This window comes from Corallococcus aberystwythensis, from assembly GCF_003612165.1.
Taxonomy (GTDB): domain Bacteria; phylum Myxococcota; class Myxococcia; order Myxococcales; family Myxococcaceae; genus Corallococcus; species Corallococcus aberystwythensis.
In genome coordinates, this window is sequence record NZ_RAWK01000005.1 from 32897 (window position 1) to 49507 (window position 16611).

Genomic DNA, 16611 nt, shown 5'->3' on the forward strand with positions numbered 1-16611 from the left:
AATGGGCATGCACGGGAGGGCAGGTGGGATAAAAGCCATTGGAAACAAGGACTTGGACCCACCCAACGGGTTAGGTTGCGGGTCACCCATGCGGTCCACGCTCCTGCCCATCCTCCTGCTGTGCGCCGCGCTGGCGAGTGTGGGGGTGGGGGTCTGGACGCTCGTGAAGCGAAGCCGGACCACCCTGGTGGAGCAGTTCGCGGGGGACCGGCAGAAGCAACTCGATGAGGCCGTGGGCGGCGTCACCGACTCGCTGGAGGAGGTGGGCAAGAACCTGCGCTTCGCCGGGGAGCTGATGTCCCAGCCGGGGAGCCTGCCGGAGCACCGCCGCGAGCTGCGCGCGCTGCTGGAGGCGGTGGGCCAGTACAAGGCCATCGCGGCGTACGGCGGCGACGGCGCGGAGCGGCTGCTGTTGTTGGACCGCAAGCCGGACTCGCAGCTGTCGCGCGAGGGGCTGGTGGCGGAGATGGCGGGCACCGCGCGCCGGGCGCTGCAAAGGCCCCCGGGGGACCTGACCACGTCGCCCATCCTGGACGCGGCCAACGGCGGCTGGCTGCGCATCCTGGCCACGGCGCTGCCCGCGACGGACGGCAAGCCCGAGGGCGCGGTCGCGGTGCTGGTGGACACGGAGTCCTTCTTCGCGCCGCTGCGCATCGTCACCTCGGACCTGGAGGCGCGGCTCTTGCTCGTGGGCACGCACGGCCAGCCCACGCCCGCGAGCGACCCGGGTCTGGCGGAGTGGTTCCAGCGCGCGGGCCAGAAGGACTCGGGCGTGCCGGGCTTCGCGTTCCTCGTGTCGCGGCTGAAGGCCGGCGCGCGCGGCATGCTGCCCCTGTCTGAACAGGAGGCCGAGCGGCTGGGGCTGGGACGCGCGGAGGTGGTGGCCGTCTACACGCCCATCCGCATGCGCGGCGGCAGCCACTGGGCGGTGGCGACGCTGGTGTCCACCGCGGCGCTGCGCTCTCACGAGCAGTCGCTGGTGGTGCGGCTTCTGGGCGCGGGCGCGCTGGTGGCGTTCTTCCTGGTGGCCTTCGCGGTGTACGTGGTGCTGGCGCGCCGCCGCGCGGTGGCGCTCCGGGAGAGCCGCAGGCATGCGGCCCAGCTCGCCGCGCTCCATGACCGCACGCGGAAGATTCTGGACCACATTCCCACGGGCGTCCTCGCGCTGACGGCGGACGGGCGGATCAGCGCTGTCAACCAGGCCCTGCGCTCGCGCGTGCCCGGCAACGTGACGGGCGCGCCGCTGACGGCCGCGTTCCCCTCGGCTCCGGCGCCGGTGGTGGAGCGGCTGTCGGCGCTGGTGGCGTCCGCGCAGCAGGAGGACCGGCCCCTGAGCCTGCTGGGAGAGCCGCTGGCGCTCTATGGCGAGGAGGGCACGTACAACCTGCACGCGGTGCCGCTGACGGCCGAGGACCCGAAGGAGGAGACCCGCGCGCTCCTCGTCGTGGAGGACCTGAGCGACGTGCGCGCGCTGGAGACGCAGCTGCTCCGCGCGGAGAAGCTGGCCACGGTGGGTGTGCTGGCGGCGGGCATCGCGCACGAAATCGGCACGCCGCTGGGCGTGGTGCGCGGGCGGGCGGAGTACGTGCAGGGGAAGCTGGGCCCCTCGCACCCGCAGGGGCCGGGGCTGGGCGTCATCGTCGAGCAGATCGACCGGGTGAGCCGCACGCTGCGCCAGCTGCTGGACTTCTCCCGGTTGCAGCCCGCGATGGTGCGGCCGGTGGCGCTGGGGCCGCTCGTGAAGAGCGTGCATGAGCTGCTGCAGGTGGAGGCGGAGCGGCGGCGGGTGAGCTTGAGCGTGGACGTGCCGGAGTCGGTGCCCGCGCTGGCGGCGGACGCGGATCAGCTGCAACAGGTCTTGATCAACCTCACGCTCAACGCATGCGATGCGTGCAGCGAGGGCGGCAAGGTAGAGGTCACGGCCTCCGCGCTGGCGGGGCCGGAAGAGGGGACCTGGGGCCTGGTCGCGCTCACGGTGCGCGACGACGGGTGCGGGATTCCGAAGGAGCGCCTCAACCAGGTGTTCGACCCGTTCTTCACGACGAAGAAGCGCGGGCAGGGCACGGGGCTGGGGTTGACGATGGTGGCCCACGTCGTGCGCAACCACGGCGGCCGGGTGGAGCTGGAGAGCACGCCGGGGCAGGGCACCCGCGTCACCGTGCTGTGGCCGGTGGCCCGCCCTGTCCCAGAGGAACGCCATGCCGAGCGACTTGCCGTCTGACGCACGCATCCTCGTGGTGGACGACCACGTGGAGATGGGGCGCATGCTCCAGGAACCACTGGCCGACGCGGGCTGGACGGTGGACCTGGCCACGGGCGGTCAGGAGGCGCTGACGCTCATCCGCTCGCGCGTGTACGACGCGGTGCTGACCGACCTGCGCATGGAGAAGGTGGACGGGCTGGACGTGCTGGACGCCGCCCGCCAGGTGGATCCGGAGCTGCCCGTGCTCTTGATGACGGCCTTCGGCGGCGTGGAGAGCGCCGTGGAGGCGATGCGCCGGGGCGCGTACCACTACTTCACCAAGCCCTTCCGCCTGGACGAGGTGCGGCTGTACCTGGGCCGAGCGCTGGAGGACCGCCGGCTGCGCGCGGAGCACCGGGCGCTGAAGTCCCAGGAGCGCTCGGGGCTGGGCGCGCTGGTGGGCCGGAGCGGGACCATGCGCGGGCTGTACGAGCTCATCGACCGGGTGGCGCACGCGGCGGCGCCGGTGCTGCTCCGGGGCGAGAGCGGCAGCGGCAAGGAGCTGGTGGCCCGCGCGCTCCATCTCGAAGGCCCGCGCGCGCCCGGTCCCTTCGTGGCCGTCAACTGCACCGCGCTGCCGGGGCCGCTGCTGGAGAGCGAGCTGTTCGGCCACGTGAAGGGCGCCTTCACCGGGGCCACGTCCGTGCGGCGCGGCCTGTTCGTGGAGGCGCACGGCGGCACGCTGTTCCTGGACGAGATTGGCGACATGCCCACGGAGCTCCAGGCGCGGCTCTTGCGCATCTTGGAGGACGGCGAGGTGCGCGCGGTGGGCTCGGACGCCAGCCGCACGGTGGACGTGCGCGTGGTGGCGGCCACGCACCAGGACCTGGAGGCGCGCGTGAAGGAAGGGCGCTTCCGCGCGGACCTCTTCTACCGGCTCAACGTCGTCTCGCTGCGGGTGCCTTCGCTGAAGGAGCGCCGGGAGGACATCCCGCAGCTGGTGGAGCACTTCACCGCCCGCTCCCGCGCGCGCAACCCGCGCTCGCGCGTGACGTCGCTGTCACCGGAGGTGGTGGCCGCGCTGGGCGCCATGCCCTGGCCGGGCAACGTGCGTGAGCTGGAGAACCTGGTGGAGCGGCTGGTGGTGCTCGTCCCCCGGGAGACGGTGACGCTGGAGGACCTGCGTCCCCATGCGCCGGTGCCCTCGGCGGAGGAGGCGTCCCCGCTCACCCAGGCCCAGGAGGGCGTGTGGACCCTGCGCAAGCTGGAGGGGGAGTACATCCACTGGATGGTCCAGCACTGCGGCGGGAACAAGACCCGCGCCGCGGAGCTCTTGGGCATCGATGTGTCCACCATCCATCGTCGCGAGCGCGAGCGGTAGCGGGCCCGCGTGGCAATCCGCCACGGGGGTCTGGCGCAATGCCACGGTCCACTGGCGATCACTCCCTGGCCCCGGGGGACGGTGGTTCCGGCATGTAGCTTGCTGTGACGTCGTGCCGTGGCGTCCCTGCGCACAACCCGGGCCTTGCTGCTCGGTGCGGATGAGTCCCTGGCATCGTTGCTGGCGGACGTGCTGGGCGACCTGGGCATCGCCCTGTTCCTGGACGCGGGGGACGCGGCCCGGCCGGACCTGGTGCTGGCGCACGTGGAGCGCGGTGAGGCCATCCTCCCGGTGCTGACGCGCGCACGGGCCTGCGCCGCCGCCGTGCCCGTCGTCGTCCTCCTGCCCTTCGCGGACGAGCGCCTGGTGTCCCGCGCCCTGTGTCAGGGGGCCCGGGCATGTTTCGCGCTGGGCCGTCCGCTCGATGAGCTTCGCGCCCTCCTGCGCTCGCACTTTCCTCTGTTGGAGACCACCCATGGGTGAACCGATGGCCGTCGTCACCGTGCTGCGTCCCGTTGTCCCCCTGCGTGAAGTGGACCGCCGGCCGGTGGCTTCGCCGGAGCCGCTGGGGGTTCCGGACGCGGGGGAGCCCTCCCTCTTCCAGGCGGGCGGGGTCCGCGTCACCCGCGACACGCTCGTCGTGGGCGGCCAGAGCTGGGCGCTGCGCGACGTGCGCCAGGTGGAGACCGCGCGCCGCACCCCGAAGGTGTGGCCCTACCTGCTCGCGGTGGGCCTGGCCGGGGCGCTGGGGCTGCCGCTGTTGTCCTGGCTGTCCGTCAGCATCTCCGCGCTGAAGGGCGCGTTCGAGGCGGGGCTCGTCCTCACCGCCCTGGGCCTCTTCGGGTCCATGGCCGCGCTGCTGGTGGTGGAGGACACCCACTACCTGGTGCTGGGGCTGCCGGGCGGCACGCGCCGCGTCTTCGGCAGCCACGACGCCCAGCTCATCGCGCGGCTTGCGGGGACGGTGCGGGCCGCGAGCCAGCGGCCGTGAGCTGTTCGCGCACCTGAGCGACGATTTCAAAGGAGCGCAGCCGCGCGGCGTGGTCGTAGATCTGCGCGGTCACCATCAGCTCGTCGGCCCCGGTCTGCTCGATGAGGGACTGGAGCCCGTCGCGCACGCTGTCCGGCGAGCCCACCACGGTGCACGCCAGCATGTGCTCGATCTCCGCCAGCTCCATCTCGTTGAGCTGGCCGTCCAGGCTGTCCACCGGCGGCAGCAGCACGCCCGGGCGGCCCCGGCGCAGGTTGAGGAAGGCCTGGAGCAGCGACGTGAAGAGGCGCTGGCCCTCCGCGTCCGTGTCCGCGGCGAAGACGTTGACGCCAATCATCGCGTACGGCTTCTGGAGCACGTCCGACGGACGGAACTGCGTGCGGTACAGGTGCAGCGCGCTCATCATCTGCGCGGGCGCGAAGTGCGACGCGAACGCGAAGGGCAGGCCCAGCGCCGCGGCCAGCTGCGCGCTGAAGGTGCTGGAGCCCAGCAGCCATAGGGGCACGTGCAGACCCGCGCCCGGCACCGCGCGCACCGCCTGCCCCGGCGTGGCGTCCTTGAAGTAGTTCTGCAGCTCCACCACGTCCTGCGGGAAGCTGTCCGCGCCCCCCAGGCCCCGGCGCAGCGCGGCGGAGGTGCGTTGATCCGTTCCCGGCGCGCGGCCCAGGCCCAGGTCGATGCGGCCGGGGTAGAGCGTCTCCAGGGTGCCGAACTGCTCCGCGATGATGAGCGGCGCGTGGTTGGGCAGCATGACGCCGCCCGCGCCCACGCGAATCGTCTTCGTGCCGCCCGCCACGTACCCGATGACCACCGACGTGGCCGCGCTGGCGATGCCCACCATGTTGTGGTGCTCCGCCAGCCAGAAGCGCTGGTAGCCCAGGGCTTCCGCGTGACGGGCCAGCTCCAGGCTGTTGTGGAGGGCGAGTGCGGGGGTGCCCCCGGAGATGACAGGGGACAGGTCGAGGACGGAGAAGGGGATCATCGGGGGACCCTCGCGCCATGAAGGGGCGGAAAAGCCCTTCGATAGCCAGGGCCGCCGGGGTTTTCACGGCATTGACGCCCCCCAGGCCCTCCGGCCTGCCAGCCAGGGGCCATCCCACCCATCAGCCTGGCTTGTCGCCAGGCTTGCCCCTGGAGCCGGCCGGCTGGGACGGGGGCTCGGCCTTCGCCTGGGCCAGCGCGGCGTGGGCGCGGGCCAGGGTGCCGTGCGGATCCTCCTCACCCTGCACCGTCACCGCGACGGACACACACGTGGGCTGGCCGGGAGCTTCGTGGAGCTGCTGACGCACGGCCTCCGCGCTGACGGCATCCGCCCCGGGCAGCGCGAGCAGGAAGGTGTCCCCCGTCCATCGCACCGTGAAGCCCGGGGGAGGGCAGAGGCCTTCCGCGCGCCGGGCCAGCTCGCGCAGCGCCCCGTCGCCCGAGTCGAAGCCGCGCGTGCGGTTGAGGGCGCCCAGCTCCACCAGGTCCACCAGCACCAGGCTGACGGGCAGTCCCTCCCGGCGGCAGCGGGCAATCTCCCTGGCCAGCCGCTCCTCGCCCACGCGCCGGGTGTCCAGCCCCGTGAGCGGATCCTGGCGCAGCAGCCGCTCGCGCTGGCCCTTCAGGTCCGCGCCGATGCCCAGGTCCATCAGCGACAGGAGCTGCCCGACACCGCCGGGCACCAGGAAGGGCCGCGCCACCCAGCGCACCACGCGGGGCCGGGGCCGCTCCAGCGACAGTGTCAGGTGCAGCCCGCGGGACCCCTCCGCCGCCAGGTCCAGCTGCCGCAGCGTGCCGCCGGGGTCCGCGGTCAGGTTCGCGATGTGCTGACACAGCGAATCAAAGGCCATGCCCGACAGCCGGTCCTCCGGCAGGCCCAGGAGCTCCGCCAGGGCCGCGTTGGCGGCGAAGGGCTTGCGGTCCGGGGCCACCACCAGCACCGGCACGTCCAGGGCGCTCATGGCCTCGCGCACGAGCGCCAGCGACGCCGCCTCCGTGGGCACCGGCTCCGGCGTGCCCGGGGGCCGCGCCACGGCCAGACGCGGGCGTCCGTGCGCCGTCGTGTGCTCCAGGGTCTCCGCCACGCGGCCCGCCACCTCGCGCAGCGCCGCCAGGTCCTCCGGACCCAGCATCAGCGGACGCGTGTCGATGACGCACAGCGAGCCCAGCACCTCCCCCGTGGATGCGACGAGCGGCGCGCCCGCGTAGCTGCCGACGATGCCGTCGCGCACCAGCGGGTTGTCCCGGAACACCGGGTGGCGCGTGGCGTCCGGCACCACCATGGCCTCGCGGCCCTGCACCACGTGGTGGCAGAAGGCCCAGTCGCGCGGCGTGCCGCGGTCCCTCGCGAGCGCGGGGGGCAGCCCCACGTGCGCCTTGAACCATTGCCGGTCCCCCAGCACCAGCGTCAGCAGCGCGACGGGCACCCCGAAGGCCTGCGCCACCTCCGCCACCAGCTCCTGCAGCTCCTTCTCGGGCAGGCCGGGATCCACCAGCTTGAGCTCGTCGATGCGCGCGAGCCGGCGCTTCTCCTCCTCCGCGTTGAGCTCCAGCTGGCCGTGCCCCGCGAGCTGGCCCGCGAGCGCGCGCCGCACACCGTCGCGCATCGCCTCCGGGCCCGCGCGCCGGCTGAGCAACGCGTGGATGCCCAGCGCGTCCTTGAGCTGCCACGCGCGCACGCGCAGCTCGTCGAACGCCGTCACCACCATCACCGCCGTGCCGCTCGCGTCCGGCCGGCCGCGCAGCCACGCCAGCAGCGCGAACCCGTCCACCCGGGGCAGCGCCAGGTCCGTCACCAGCAGCGTGGGGGCGCCGCGCTGGCGCACCAGCTCCTGGGCCTCCGCGCCATCCCGCGCGACCGTGCCCTCCAGTCCCTCCTGTTGCGCGAGCGCGAGCAGGCCCGCGGCCCGGTGGCGATCCGGTTCTGCGATGAGCGCGTAGCGAGGCATGGCGGTGAGGTCATGCTGCCACGACTGGAGCGAACGTGTACCTGGGTCCCCTGTGAGCGTCAGGGCTGCCCGTCCACGGGCCGGCCGATGACGCCACGGTCAGTGCCGGGGCTCCTCTTGACGCGAGCGCGAGGCTCCGTCGTCCGGGGCTTCAGGAGGCGCGGCGGGGACCTCCCGGGGAAAACGCCCGAACAGGCGCTTGAGCGCGCCGCTCTGCCGCTGCAGGTCCCCGGTGCGCGCCACGGCCTCCGCCACGGTCACCAGCATCACGCCCACCACCGCGGGAAGCAGCGGCACGACCCAGCCCGGATCCGCCAGCAGCCAGCCCACGAAGGCCGTGTGCGCGACGAGCAGCAGCGCGGCCTGGGCCACCACCGCGCCCAGGCTCCTCGCGCGGCCCCTGCGCCACAGGAGCACGGCCAGCACCAGCGCCGTCTCCCCCAGGCCCAGGAGTTTCACGAGGCCCGTGGCCCGCAGCACGCGGCCGGTGCGCAGGTTGTCCATGGCGAAGGCGTGGATCTCCACGCCCGGCACCGCCAGCTGGCCGGGCAGGCTGCTCTGTCCGTGCAGCCCCGTGGCGGTGACGCCCACGAACACCGTCTTCTCCCGCAGCGCCAGATCCAACCCCACGGAGGACGGCCCCGCGGCCAGCACGTCCGCCAGGCTCACGCGCGGCAACCAGTCCGGCGCGGGCAGCCGCATCAGGGGCGAGCCGTCGTCGGTGGCCGCCACGCGCAGCAGCGACTCGGAGCGCTCCGGCCACAGGCGCAGCGCCGTCGCCAGCGCGAGCGAGGGCCACGCTCTGCCGCCCACCCGCACCGCGTAGGGATAGCGCCGGATGACGCCATCTCCGTCGAGCAGCACGTTCAGCGTCCCGCTGCCCCAGGCCGCCAGCCGCAGCGGGGCCAGGTTCGTGGACAGGCCCTTCGCGTCCAGCCGCAGCCGGTCCGCGTCCAGGGGCACCGGCATCAGCGGGTCTCCCTCCACGGGCAGGCCCCCCGTGTCGTCCGTCAGCGCCATGCTGCCCAGGATGACGGTGCCCAGCCGGGAGAAGGCCTCCGTGAGGCGCGCGTCGCCGTCCTGCGCGTCCAGCCGCGCCTCCAGGTCGCGGGCCAGCGAGGCACCCGCGGGCGTGTCCGCGAGCCCCGACGCGCGCAGGCGCTCCAGCATGTCCTCGCCCAGGTCCAGCGCGTCGCGGGACTCCGGCGCGTCGAAGAGGACGTCCACCACCACCGCGTTGGGCCGGTAGCCCGCGAGCGCCTGGAAGGCCCTGGCCCAGGTGGCGCGCGACAGCGGCCAGCGCTCGCCCAGCGCCGCGAGCGTCCGGTCGTCCACCTCCACCAGCACCAGGTCCGCCCTGGGGGGCAGCGGCGGCAGGAGCCGGCTCACCGCGAAGTCATACAGGGCCCGCTCGCCCGGGCCCGGCGCGCCGCCCGTCACCGCCGTGCCCACCGCGAGCAGCAGGCCCACGGCCACGCCCAGCCTCCGCGGCAGGGCGGGGGAGGACAGCCATGAGGACCTGGGACCGCGAGCAGGCAGCGTCATCTCACCCGGCGACGTCGAAGCTGAAGATCTTCGACGGGTAGCCTACGAAGCCGTCGGCATCCACCGCCAGCACCCGCCAGAACCACTTGCCCGCGCCCCGCGCCGCCGCGTCCACCGTGGGGTGGGCCGACTCCTGGACCGTCACGTCGCCCGCGAAGTCCGCCGTCGTCCCCAGCTCCACCCGGTACCTCCTCGCGCCCGGCACGGCCTTCCAGACGAGCGCGGGCGGCTTCGGGTACGCACCACCGCGAGGCCGCTCCAGCACCGGGGCCGCCAGCAGCGCCCGGGGCGCTTCCGGCGCCTGGGCCGGCTTCGCCCGCGAACCGAAGCCCGCGTCCACGTCCACGGAGCCTGCCTCCGCGCCCAGGGCCACCTTGCCCTCCAGCGTCTCCACGCGGCTGGTGCCGTCCTCCTGCTGGGCCACGCGGAAGCGCGTGCCGCGCACGCCCGCCACCGCGCCGCGCGTGCGCACCTCGAAGGTGGAGCCCGCGCCGCCCGGCGCCGCCTGCGTCTCCACCGTGCCCTTCACCAGATCCAGCAGCACCTTGCGCTGGCGCCCGGCGGTGAGCTCCAGCGTGCCCAGGCGCACCGCGCTCCGGGAGGACAGGAGCAGGAAGCTGCCATCCGCCAGCGCCAGCTCCGCCCGGCCGGTGTCGCTCGTCGCCACCAGCTCGCCCGCGTGCAGCGAGTCCCCCGCCAGCCGCGGCGTGGGTTGCCCGTCGCCAGTGCTCGCCGTCACCTGCCCGCTGGCCGTGCGCAGCCGCGCCACCGGCAGCCGCGTGGGGCGCTCCACGTACGCCAGCTGCAACCGGCCCGGCGTGTTGGCGTCACCCGGGGGCGCCACGAAGGACACGCGCGTGCGGGGGATGCCCGCGTTCACCAGCACCTCCGCCGCGGCCTTCGCCACCGCCAGGCCCTGGCCGTCCAGCCGCTCCGCGTCCGGCAGCTTCGCGGCCACGGTGAGGCCGCGGATGGCGGGGCGCGCCTTCACGGCCTCCGCCACCTCGCGCAGGCAGGCCTCCGTCCGGGCCCCCTTCGCCTCCAGGGGGCGGCCCGTCGTGAGCCGGCCGTTGTCGAACGTCAGCCCGCCACAGGCGCTGTCCACCTCCGCCGCGAATCCCACGACGGGCAAGGCCGACAGCCACAGCGACAGCATCAGGGGGGCGCCTGTCTTCCTCACGGCGACACTCCTTCCGCCTGGCCGGCGGTCTTCAGGATGTTGAACTCCACGCGGCGGTTGTTCTCGCGGCCCTTCGCCGTGTCGTTGGTGTCCACGGGCTTCGTCTCGCCGTGGCCCACCGCCTCCAGGCGCTCCGCCGCGATGCCGCCCTTCACCAGCCAGTCGCGCACGGTGTTCGCGCGCCGCTGCGACAGGTCCAGGTTCTTCGCGTCGTTGCCCTGGCTGTCGGTGTGGCCCTCCACGCGCACCAGTTCCAGCTCCGGGTGGGCGCGCAGCACGGCGGCCACCTGCGACAGCAGCGGGAAGGACCGGGGCAGGATGACGTCCTGGCCGGTGGCGAAATACACCTTGTCCAGGATGACGATGCGCGAGCCCTCCAGGCGCACCTTCGACGCGCCCTTGTCCGGGCACCCGTCGTCGTCCTTCGCGCCGTTGATGACCTCCGCCTCCAGCGGGCACTGATCCGCCGCGTCCGGGATGCCGTCCTGGTCGTTGTCTGGATCCGGGCAGCCGTCCTCGTCCTCGAAGCCGTCCGGGTCCTCCGCCACCGTCGCGCAGCGGTCCTCGGCGTCCGGGATGCCGTCGCCGTCCGTGTCCACGGGAGCCAGCGAGGGCGGGGACCCTTCCGTGGCCGGCTTCGTCTCCGGCACCGTGTCCGGGCAGCCGTCCTCATCGCGGGAGCCGTTCTTCGTCTCAGGCTCGGTGGGGCAGGTGTCGCTCACATCGGGGATGCCGTCCGTGTCGTCATCCGGATCCAGGCAGCCGTCGTCGTCCTGGAAGCCGTCGAAGTCCTCGGGCCCCTGCGCGCAGCCAGGAGTGCGCGAGTGGCCCACCGGAGCGCCCCCCGGCGTGTAGGCCAGCCCCGCGAGCACGCGGAAGACGGGCGTGCCGTAGCCGCGCGTGAGGCCCGGCCCGGCGCCCACGTGCGCGGCGAAGCCCCGGGCGAAGCGGTAATTCACCGCGCCCAGCACCTCCAGGGGGGACTCCTCCGTGTCGGACTCCGACAGGCCCACCGCGCCCGCGAGCGTGGCCTGCGCGGACAGCGCCTGCGTGAGCGGCACCTCCGCGCCCACGCCGAACGCCAGCTCGTTGCCCACGCGCAGGTTGCGCAGCTCCTGCGCCTTGCGGAGGTTCACGCCCACGTTGGCGAGCAGCCGCAGCGACGGCGTGGCCCACTCACCGGCCACGCGCGGCTGGAAGGTGGGCCCGTCCGCGCCCACGAAGTGGTCGGCGCCGCCCGTGGGCAGGGTGAAGGGCGCGACCACCGCCAGGTTCAGCGCGCCCTTGGACAGCAGCGCCAGCTTGGGCACCACGCGCAGGTCGCCCAGGCCCGCCGTGCCCACGCCGTCCCCGAACTGCTCCGCCACGGCGCCCGCGGCCTGCGAGCCGGTGACCGTCAGCGGCAGCACCAGGCCCACCTCCAGCCGGTCGAAGAGGGACACCGCGCCCATCAGGTCCAGGGACACCTGCCGCTCCACGATGCGGTAGACGAACCGCTCCTCGCGCGGGTCGTAGAAGTTGAGCGGCTGGTGCGCGTAGTTGAGTGACGCGCCCACGTTCCACGTCAGGTGCGGCGCGACGCGGGCGCTGTTCAACCCGAGCACGTCGTACGCGCCAGGCCCCGGCCTGTACTGCTGCACGTCGATGGCCTGCGACACCGAAGCCTGCGCGGACGCGCGCGACGCGGCGCCCAGCGACAGGCCCACCGCCACCGTCAGCGCCAGGCCTCGGCCCCCGGTGAACCGGCGGCGGTCGGTCTTCGTGGCCTGGGTGATGTCGTCGTGGTTCACGTCTTCCTCGCCATCCGGCAGGTCCTCATGGGCGCTGTCGCGCGCGTCGATCTTCCCGGGTTGACCGGAGCCAGGCCCAGCTCCCAGCAGAGTGGATCCGGGTGGGGCGGGGAATGTGCAGGGAGTGCTACCGGACGTTTTCCTGGCGCGGAGCTTCCAGCAATTGCGACACGTGCTCCGCCAGGTCCGGCAGCGGCTGGGGCTTGCTCAGCACCAGGTCCACTCCCAGTGCCTGCGCCCGTGACCCCAGGTCCGGTGTCGCGAACGCCGTCAGCAGCACCATGCGCGTGTCAGGGGAGGCCTCGCGCAGCCGCTCCGCGATGACGAGCCCTTCCTCGGACTGCGTGCCGCTCAGCCGCAGGTCGCTGATGACCAGGTCGTAGCGGCCGTGCTTCACCCGCTCCAACGCCTCATCCAGGTCCGTGGCCGAGTCGACCTCGTACCCCGCGCTGGAGAAGAAGCGGCCCAGGATCCAGCACAGGACCGTTTCGTCATCGATGATCAGCAGGTTCCGGGGCACTCGAGGAGGCATGAGCAAGGGCGGGGCCAGGGCCCCGGGAATGAAACACAGGGAAGTGCTTCCAGCCACTTGGCCCGGCAAGAACCCGTTCACCGGGCCCGGTTGTCCAGCTTGCGGATCCAGATTCCGGAATCCGGACAGAAATCGCCATGGTCCGAGGGCTTAGCGCATCGGGAGGGGCTGGGGCTGGTCCTCGTTGGCCGCGGCGGGGATGAGCGCGGACAGGTGCAGGAGGAGCACCGGCATCAGCTGCGGCTTGGGCAGGAGCTTCGTGATGCCGCTCGCCCAGGCCGAGTGCCGCACCTCGTCCAGGGGCAGCGCCGTCATCAGCAGGATGGGGACGTGCGAGTCATGCAGGCGCAGGTCGCGCGCGAAGCGCAGGCCTTCCTCCATGCCGGGCCGGCCGAAGGGATGGTCGATGAGGACCGCGTCGAACAGGTTCGTGTCCAGCAGGTTGCGCGCCTGCCCATCCGTGCGAGCGGTGAGGACGGTGAAGCCCGCGGCCGTCAGGTGACGCGCCGTTGCCCCGCGAACCGGGGGCTTCGAATCGAGGAGGAGGATTTTACCGTGCATGCACAACAACAGTGCAGCTGTTGTGCCACACGGGGTGTCATGCGCCAATCCCAATCAATGCAAGGGATTGGCGGGGGAGGGGAGCAGGCGGCGCGCGCCGTATTCCATTTCCTGGACCGGACTCCGGAATCTGGAATCGGAGGACGCGCCCGCGGGCCGGGGCTCAGTAGAACGTGCGTCCGAGCATGGAGGCGGCGGTGACCGCCGTCTCGCCATACACGGACACGTACCAGGTCCCCATGACCGGGTAGAAGAGGGAGCAATACTCCACGTTGCTGTCCGTGCCTCCGGAGCGGCAGGCGTAGTTCGTCAGCGTGGGCGGTGCGTCGGCGCGCACGTAGAGGGTGCCATTGCCGGTGCCGCCCTGGAGCGCCACGGTGAACGCGGGGATGCCCGACGGCAGGGTCAGGGAGTAGTGCTTCCATCCGCCCTGGGGCGCGGTCACGTAACTCAGCGTCACCCGGGGCGAGTACTTCAGCCGCGGGGTCATGTTGGCGATGAACGGCTGGAGGTACGCGGCCCGCTCGAAGATGTCCGGCGCGGAGCAGCCCAGGTTGTAGCTGGCGACGCCCACCAGCTTCTTTCCGGAGGCCCCGTCCACCACCAGCGGGCCCCCCACGTCTCCCGTGCAGAAGGCGTTGCCCTGCGCCGAACCATCCGCCCCCAGCTGGTCGGACATGACGGGCTGCCCCAGCGCCAGGGCGGCATCCGCGTTGGACACCAGCGGCACGCTCATCTTCATCAATGCGTCCGTCGTGCCGCCGCCCGGGGCCGTCTGCCCCCAGCCCGCCAGCGTGGCGATGACACCGGGGTGGGTGTAGCCGGCGGCCACATCCGCCGCCGTCGCCACCGGCAGGGCCGCCACCGTGACGCCATCGAGCGTCAGCGGGGAGCCCAACCGCAGCAGCGCCGCGTCCTTGCCCTGCGCCGCGTCCCACGAGCCGGGGAACGGAATGATGTCCAGCACCGTCCGCACCTGCCCCGTGATGCCCATCAACGCCAGGCTGTTGCTGCCCGCCGCGACGCGCAGGGTGCTGGGATGCGGGGGCGTCACCGTGGTGCTGCCCCGCACGCACTGGCGTGAGGTGAGGACCCAGAGGGAGTTGAGGAGGGTTCCGCCACACAGGTGGTTCCCGGCCGTGTCCTGGAGGGACACCATCCAGGGGAACTCACCGGCGGTGGCGGCCGTGCCCCCCACGAGTGGCTGCGCGGCCTGCGACACGGCGGACGGAGCGCTGGGCGCTTCGGGGCCACAGCCAGTCCCCAGGGACAGGAAGCCCAGCGCCACGGCGGCACGCAGGGAAGGGGACGACAGGAGGTACGAGCGAGAAGAGGGCATGCGGCAACTCTACCCTGGGGCTTCCTGCGTGCCCGGAACTGTTCACCCGCGGAAGGATTCAGACAGGGATTGGTGTCTGTTCGCCAGTCATCAATCGCAGACAATCTCCTCAGGGGTTGAGCCCCTCGCCGTTGGATTCATGTCGTGTGGGTTTGCCGTCCGGGGGGAATTCACTTGCACCAGATACCGCTGAAGCGGATGTGGCAGAGGACTGTCCTTGTGGGGGCGCTGACCGTGCTCCTGCTTCCGATTGAGAGCATGGGCCATGTGGGTCTGACGGCGCCCGACACCACCCTCACCTCCACTCCGGACAATCCCAGCAGCCCGGGCCGGGCCCGCTTCACCTTCACCAGCTCGGAAGGGGCTCGTTTCGAGTGCAGCCTGGATGGGGCGGCCTTCAGCCCCTGCGTTTCGCCAGCGCTCTACGCCGACCTGGCCGTGGGGCCTCATGTCTTCCAGGTGCGTGCGATTGACAGCGCCGGTACCGTGGATGAGACCCCCGCGAGCCATGACTGGCTCGTGCTCCCTCCCGGGCCCGACACGCGCATCTACTCCACGCCGCTCCCGGTTTCCTTCTGGCGCGTCGCGACCTTCAAGTTCGCGGGTGAGTACGCGGGAGCCCGCTTCGAGTGCAGCCTGAATGACGAGGCCTTCCATCCGTGCACTTCGCCAGTCATCTACGACAACCTGCCCGACAACGCCTACACGTTCCGGGTGCATGCCTATGACAAGCGAGGCCTCCGGGACATGACCCCGGCCTCCTACTCCTGGCTCGTGGACCTCACGACGGTGAGGGCCCCGGTCATCACCACGCCCTTCCTCGGCGCCACCCTGGACGGTCCTACCCCCGTCTTCTCCGGTACCGCCCGCCCCGGCCTCACCATTTCCGTCTTCGTGGATCTGAAGCCGGCTGGGAGCACCACCGTCAATGAAGCCGGCATCTGGTCTCTCACCTCCGAGCTGTCCCTGGAGAGAGAGGGGCCCCACGTCGTGACGGCCCATGCCTTCGAGGGGCTGGGCCTCGGCCCTGGCAGTCTCGCGCTGAGCTTCAATCTCAAGCTCCCCCCGGAAGAGCCCGCGGAGCTGGACGATCTGGAGGCGCTGGAGGAGGCCGTCGGATGTTCGGCGGGTCCGGGAGACGCCACGTGGCTGCTGGCGGGCCTGGCCCTGCTGGCAGGGACCTTCCGGCGGCGCCGGCCCGCCGGGGACTGAGCGTCCCGGCCGGATTCTGGACAGTGGAGGCTGACAGGGGCAGATGTGTGCATACCCATGGCCTCCCGTCCGCCCCCCACGCGCGCCTCCAGCATCCGGACGCAGAAGACGAAGCAGCTCTCCTCTGGCGCGAAGCGCGCCGTGGCGAAGCAGCGCTCCGGCCCGGGCTTGGGGCGCTGGGTGCTCGGAGGGTGGCTGCTGCTCGCCCTCTGGCTCAGCGTGGAGTTCGCGCGGCTGCCCGACGCAAGCCTCCTGCGGACGCAGAACCCGCGCACCACCGCGCTCATGGCGCAGCGCGCCGAGGAGGCGTCCGAGGCAGGCAAGAAGCCCCGCGTGCGCCAGGCCTGGGTACCGCTGGGCGCGGTGGCCCCGCACGCCGTGGACGCGGTGCTGATCTCCGAGGACGCGCGCTTCTACCGGCACGAGGGCGTGGACTGGACCGAGGTGGAGAACGCCTTCGAGCAGTCGGTGCGCGAGGCGCGCCTGGGGCGCGGCGCCTCCACCCTGACGCAGCAGCTGGCGAAGAACCTCTACCTCTCCACGGACCGCAGCCTGCTGCGCAAGGGCAAGGAGCTGCTGCTCGCCCGCCAGTTGGAGACGCACCTGTCCAAGCAGCGCATCCTCGCGCTGTACCTCAACGTCGTGGAGTGGGGCGAGGGCGTCTACGGCATCGAGGCGGCGGCGCGCGAGCACTTCGGCGTCTCGGCGCGGGGGCTGAGTGTGGCGCAGGGGGCGATGCTCGCGGGCATGTTGCCCGCACCGCGCCGCTGGCTGCCGGCCCAGCGGCCCGAATCCCTTCGCACCCGCGCTGGCGTCATCCTCACGAGGCTGGAGCGCGAGGGGCGGATCAGCGGGGCGCAAGCCCGCGAGGCCCAAGCCGAGCTCTCACGCTTCTTCGGCGTGTCGCCGGCGCCCGGCTTCGTGGCGGAGGCCGGCGCCGGGCATCCCGCGGGGAGCTGAGCGCTCCC

The 16611-nt window shown here is 72.7% G+C and carries 14 protein-coding genes; 6 read left to right on the forward strand and 8 right to left on the reverse strand.

What is annotated here, in order from left to right:
* The first annotated feature begins 88 nt into the window (after positions 1-88).
* The 4 genes from D7W81_RS01410 to D7W81_RS01425 all read left to right on the forward strand — a co-directional run bounded on the left by D7W81_RS01410 (position 89) and on the right by D7W81_RS01425 (position 4554).
* Positions 89-2221 carry an ATP-binding protein gene (locus D7W81_RS01410; protein WP_120553491.1) on the forward strand — a complete coding sequence of 711 codons (2133 nt, stop codon included), beginning with the start codon at positions 89-91 and terminating at the stop codon, positions 2219-2221.
* Positions 2199-3563, forward strand: a complete 1365-nt coding sequence (locus D7W81_RS01415) for a sigma-54-dependent transcriptional regulator (protein WP_438503344.1) — start codon at positions 2199-2201, stop codon at positions 3561-3563. Before D7W81_RS01410 ends, D7W81_RS01415 begins: the two co-directional genes overlap by 23 nt.
* 117 nt (positions 3564-3680) lie before the next feature.
* Positions 3681-4046, forward strand: coding sequence for a DNA-binding response regulator (locus D7W81_RS01420; protein ID WP_120553492.1), 366 nt, complete (start codon positions 3681-3683; stop codon positions 4044-4046).
* A complete protein-coding gene (locus D7W81_RS01425) occupies positions 4039-4554 on the forward strand; it encodes a DUF6232 family protein (protein WP_147445307.1) in 516 nt (171 codons plus the stop codon). The genes D7W81_RS01420 and D7W81_RS01425 overlap by 8 nt, the downstream gene beginning before the upstream one ends.
* On the opposite strand, the gene D7W81_RS01430 is transcribed toward D7W81_RS01425, so the two are convergent.
* From D7W81_RS01430 to D7W81_RS01465, 8 genes are all read right to left on the reverse strand, one after another.
* Positions 4505-5536, reverse strand: coding sequence for an LLM class flavin-dependent oxidoreductase (locus tag D7W81_RS01430; protein WP_120553494.1), 1032 nt, complete (start codon positions 5534-5536; stop codon positions 4505-4507). The genes D7W81_RS01425 and D7W81_RS01430 overlap by 50 nt on opposite strands.
* Positions 5537-5657: 121 nt before the next feature.
* Entirely contained in the window at positions 5658-7484 is a 1827-nt protein-coding gene (locus tag D7W81_RS01435; RefSeq protein ID WP_120553495.1) for a diguanylate cyclase domain-containing protein, read from the reverse strand.
* 99 nt (positions 7485-7583) lie between these two features.
* The gene (locus tag D7W81_RS01440) at positions 7584-8960 is read right to left on the reverse strand and encodes a CHASE2 domain-containing protein (RefSeq protein ID WP_244226907.1); all 1377 of its coding nucleotides are present in this window, start codon (positions 8958-8960) and stop codon (positions 7584-7586) included.
* Between the two features lie 70 nt (positions 8961-9030).
* Positions 9031-10209, reverse strand: a complete 1179-nt coding sequence (locus tag D7W81_RS01445) for a FecR family protein (RefSeq protein WP_120553497.1) — start codon at positions 10207-10209, stop codon at positions 9031-9033.
* Positions 10206-11999, reverse strand: a complete 1794-nt coding sequence (locus D7W81_RS01450; RefSeq protein ID WP_244226908.1) for an OmpA family protein — start codon at positions 11997-11999, stop codon at positions 10206-10208. The genes D7W81_RS01445 and D7W81_RS01450 overlap by 4 nt, the downstream gene beginning before the upstream one ends.
* 127 nt (positions 12000-12126) lie before the next feature.
* Positions 12127-12531 carry a response regulator gene (locus D7W81_RS01455; RefSeq protein ID WP_120553523.1) on the reverse strand — a complete coding sequence of 135 codons (405 nt, stop codon included), beginning with the start codon at positions 12529-12531 and terminating at the stop codon, positions 12127-12129.
* Between the two features lie 150 nt (positions 12532-12681).
* On the reverse strand, positions 12682-13092 hold the full coding sequence (locus D7W81_RS01460; protein WP_147445308.1) for a response regulator transcription factor: 411 nt from the start codon (positions 13090-13092) through the stop codon (positions 12682-12684).
* 163 nt (positions 13093-13255) lie between these two features.
* On the reverse strand, positions 13256-14431 hold the full coding sequence (locus D7W81_RS01465; protein ID WP_120553500.1) for a trypsin-like serine protease: 1176 nt from the start codon (positions 14429-14431) through the stop codon (positions 13256-13258).
* Positions 14432-14665: 234 nt separating this feature from the next.
* Here D7W81_RS01465 and D7W81_RS01470 point away from each other — a divergent pair, with 234 nt between their 5' ends.
* The gene (locus D7W81_RS01470) at positions 14666-15643 is read left to right on the forward strand and encodes an MYXO-CTERM sorting domain-containing protein (protein WP_158621387.1); all 978 of its coding nucleotides are present in this window, start codon (positions 14666-14668) and stop codon (positions 15641-15643) included.
* A 57-nt stretch (positions 15644-15700) separates the two neighbouring features.
* Positions 15701-16603 carry a monofunctional biosynthetic peptidoglycan transglycosylase gene (gene mtgA, locus D7W81_RS01475; protein WP_120553502.1) on the forward strand — a complete coding sequence of 301 codons (903 nt, stop codon included), beginning with the start codon at positions 15701-15703 and terminating at the stop codon, positions 16601-16603.
* Positions 16604-16611: the final 8 nt, after the last annotated feature.

Coding starts and splice junctions, on each gene's coding strand:
- D7W81_RS01425 (WP_147445307.1), top strand. CDS start 4,039: ATGGGTGAACCGATGGCCGTCGTCACCGTGCTGCGTCCCGTTGTCCCC.
- D7W81_RS01435 (WP_120553495.1), bottom strand. CDS start 7,484: ATGCCTCGCTACGCGCTCATCGCAGAACCGGATCGCCACCGGGCCGCG.
- D7W81_RS01455 (WP_120553523.1), bottom strand. CDS start 12,531: ATGCCTCCTCGAGTGCCCCGGAACCTGCTGATCATCGATGACGAAACG.
- D7W81_RS01410 (WP_120553491.1), top strand. CDS start 89: ATGCGGTCCACGCTCCTGCCCATCCTCCTGCTGTGCGCCGCGCTGGCG.
- D7W81_RS01460 (WP_147445308.1), bottom strand. CDS start 13,092: ATGCACGGTAAAATCCTCCTCCTCGATTCGAAGCCCCCGGTTCGCGGG.
- D7W81_RS01465 (WP_120553500.1), bottom strand. CDS start 14,431: ATGCCCTCTTCTCGCTCGTACCTCCTGTCGTCCCCTTCCCTGCGTGCC.
- D7W81_RS01415 (WP_438503344.1), top strand. CDS start 2,199: ATGCCGAGCGACTTGCCGTCTGACGCACGCATCCTCGTGGTGGACGAC.
- D7W81_RS01430 (WP_120553494.1), bottom strand. CDS start 5,536: ATGATCCCCTTCTCCGTCCTCGACCTGTCCCCTGTCATCTCCGGGGGC.
- mtgA (WP_120553502.1), top strand. CDS start 15,701: ATGGCCTCCCGTCCGCCCCCCACGCGCGCCTCCAGCATCCGGACGCAG.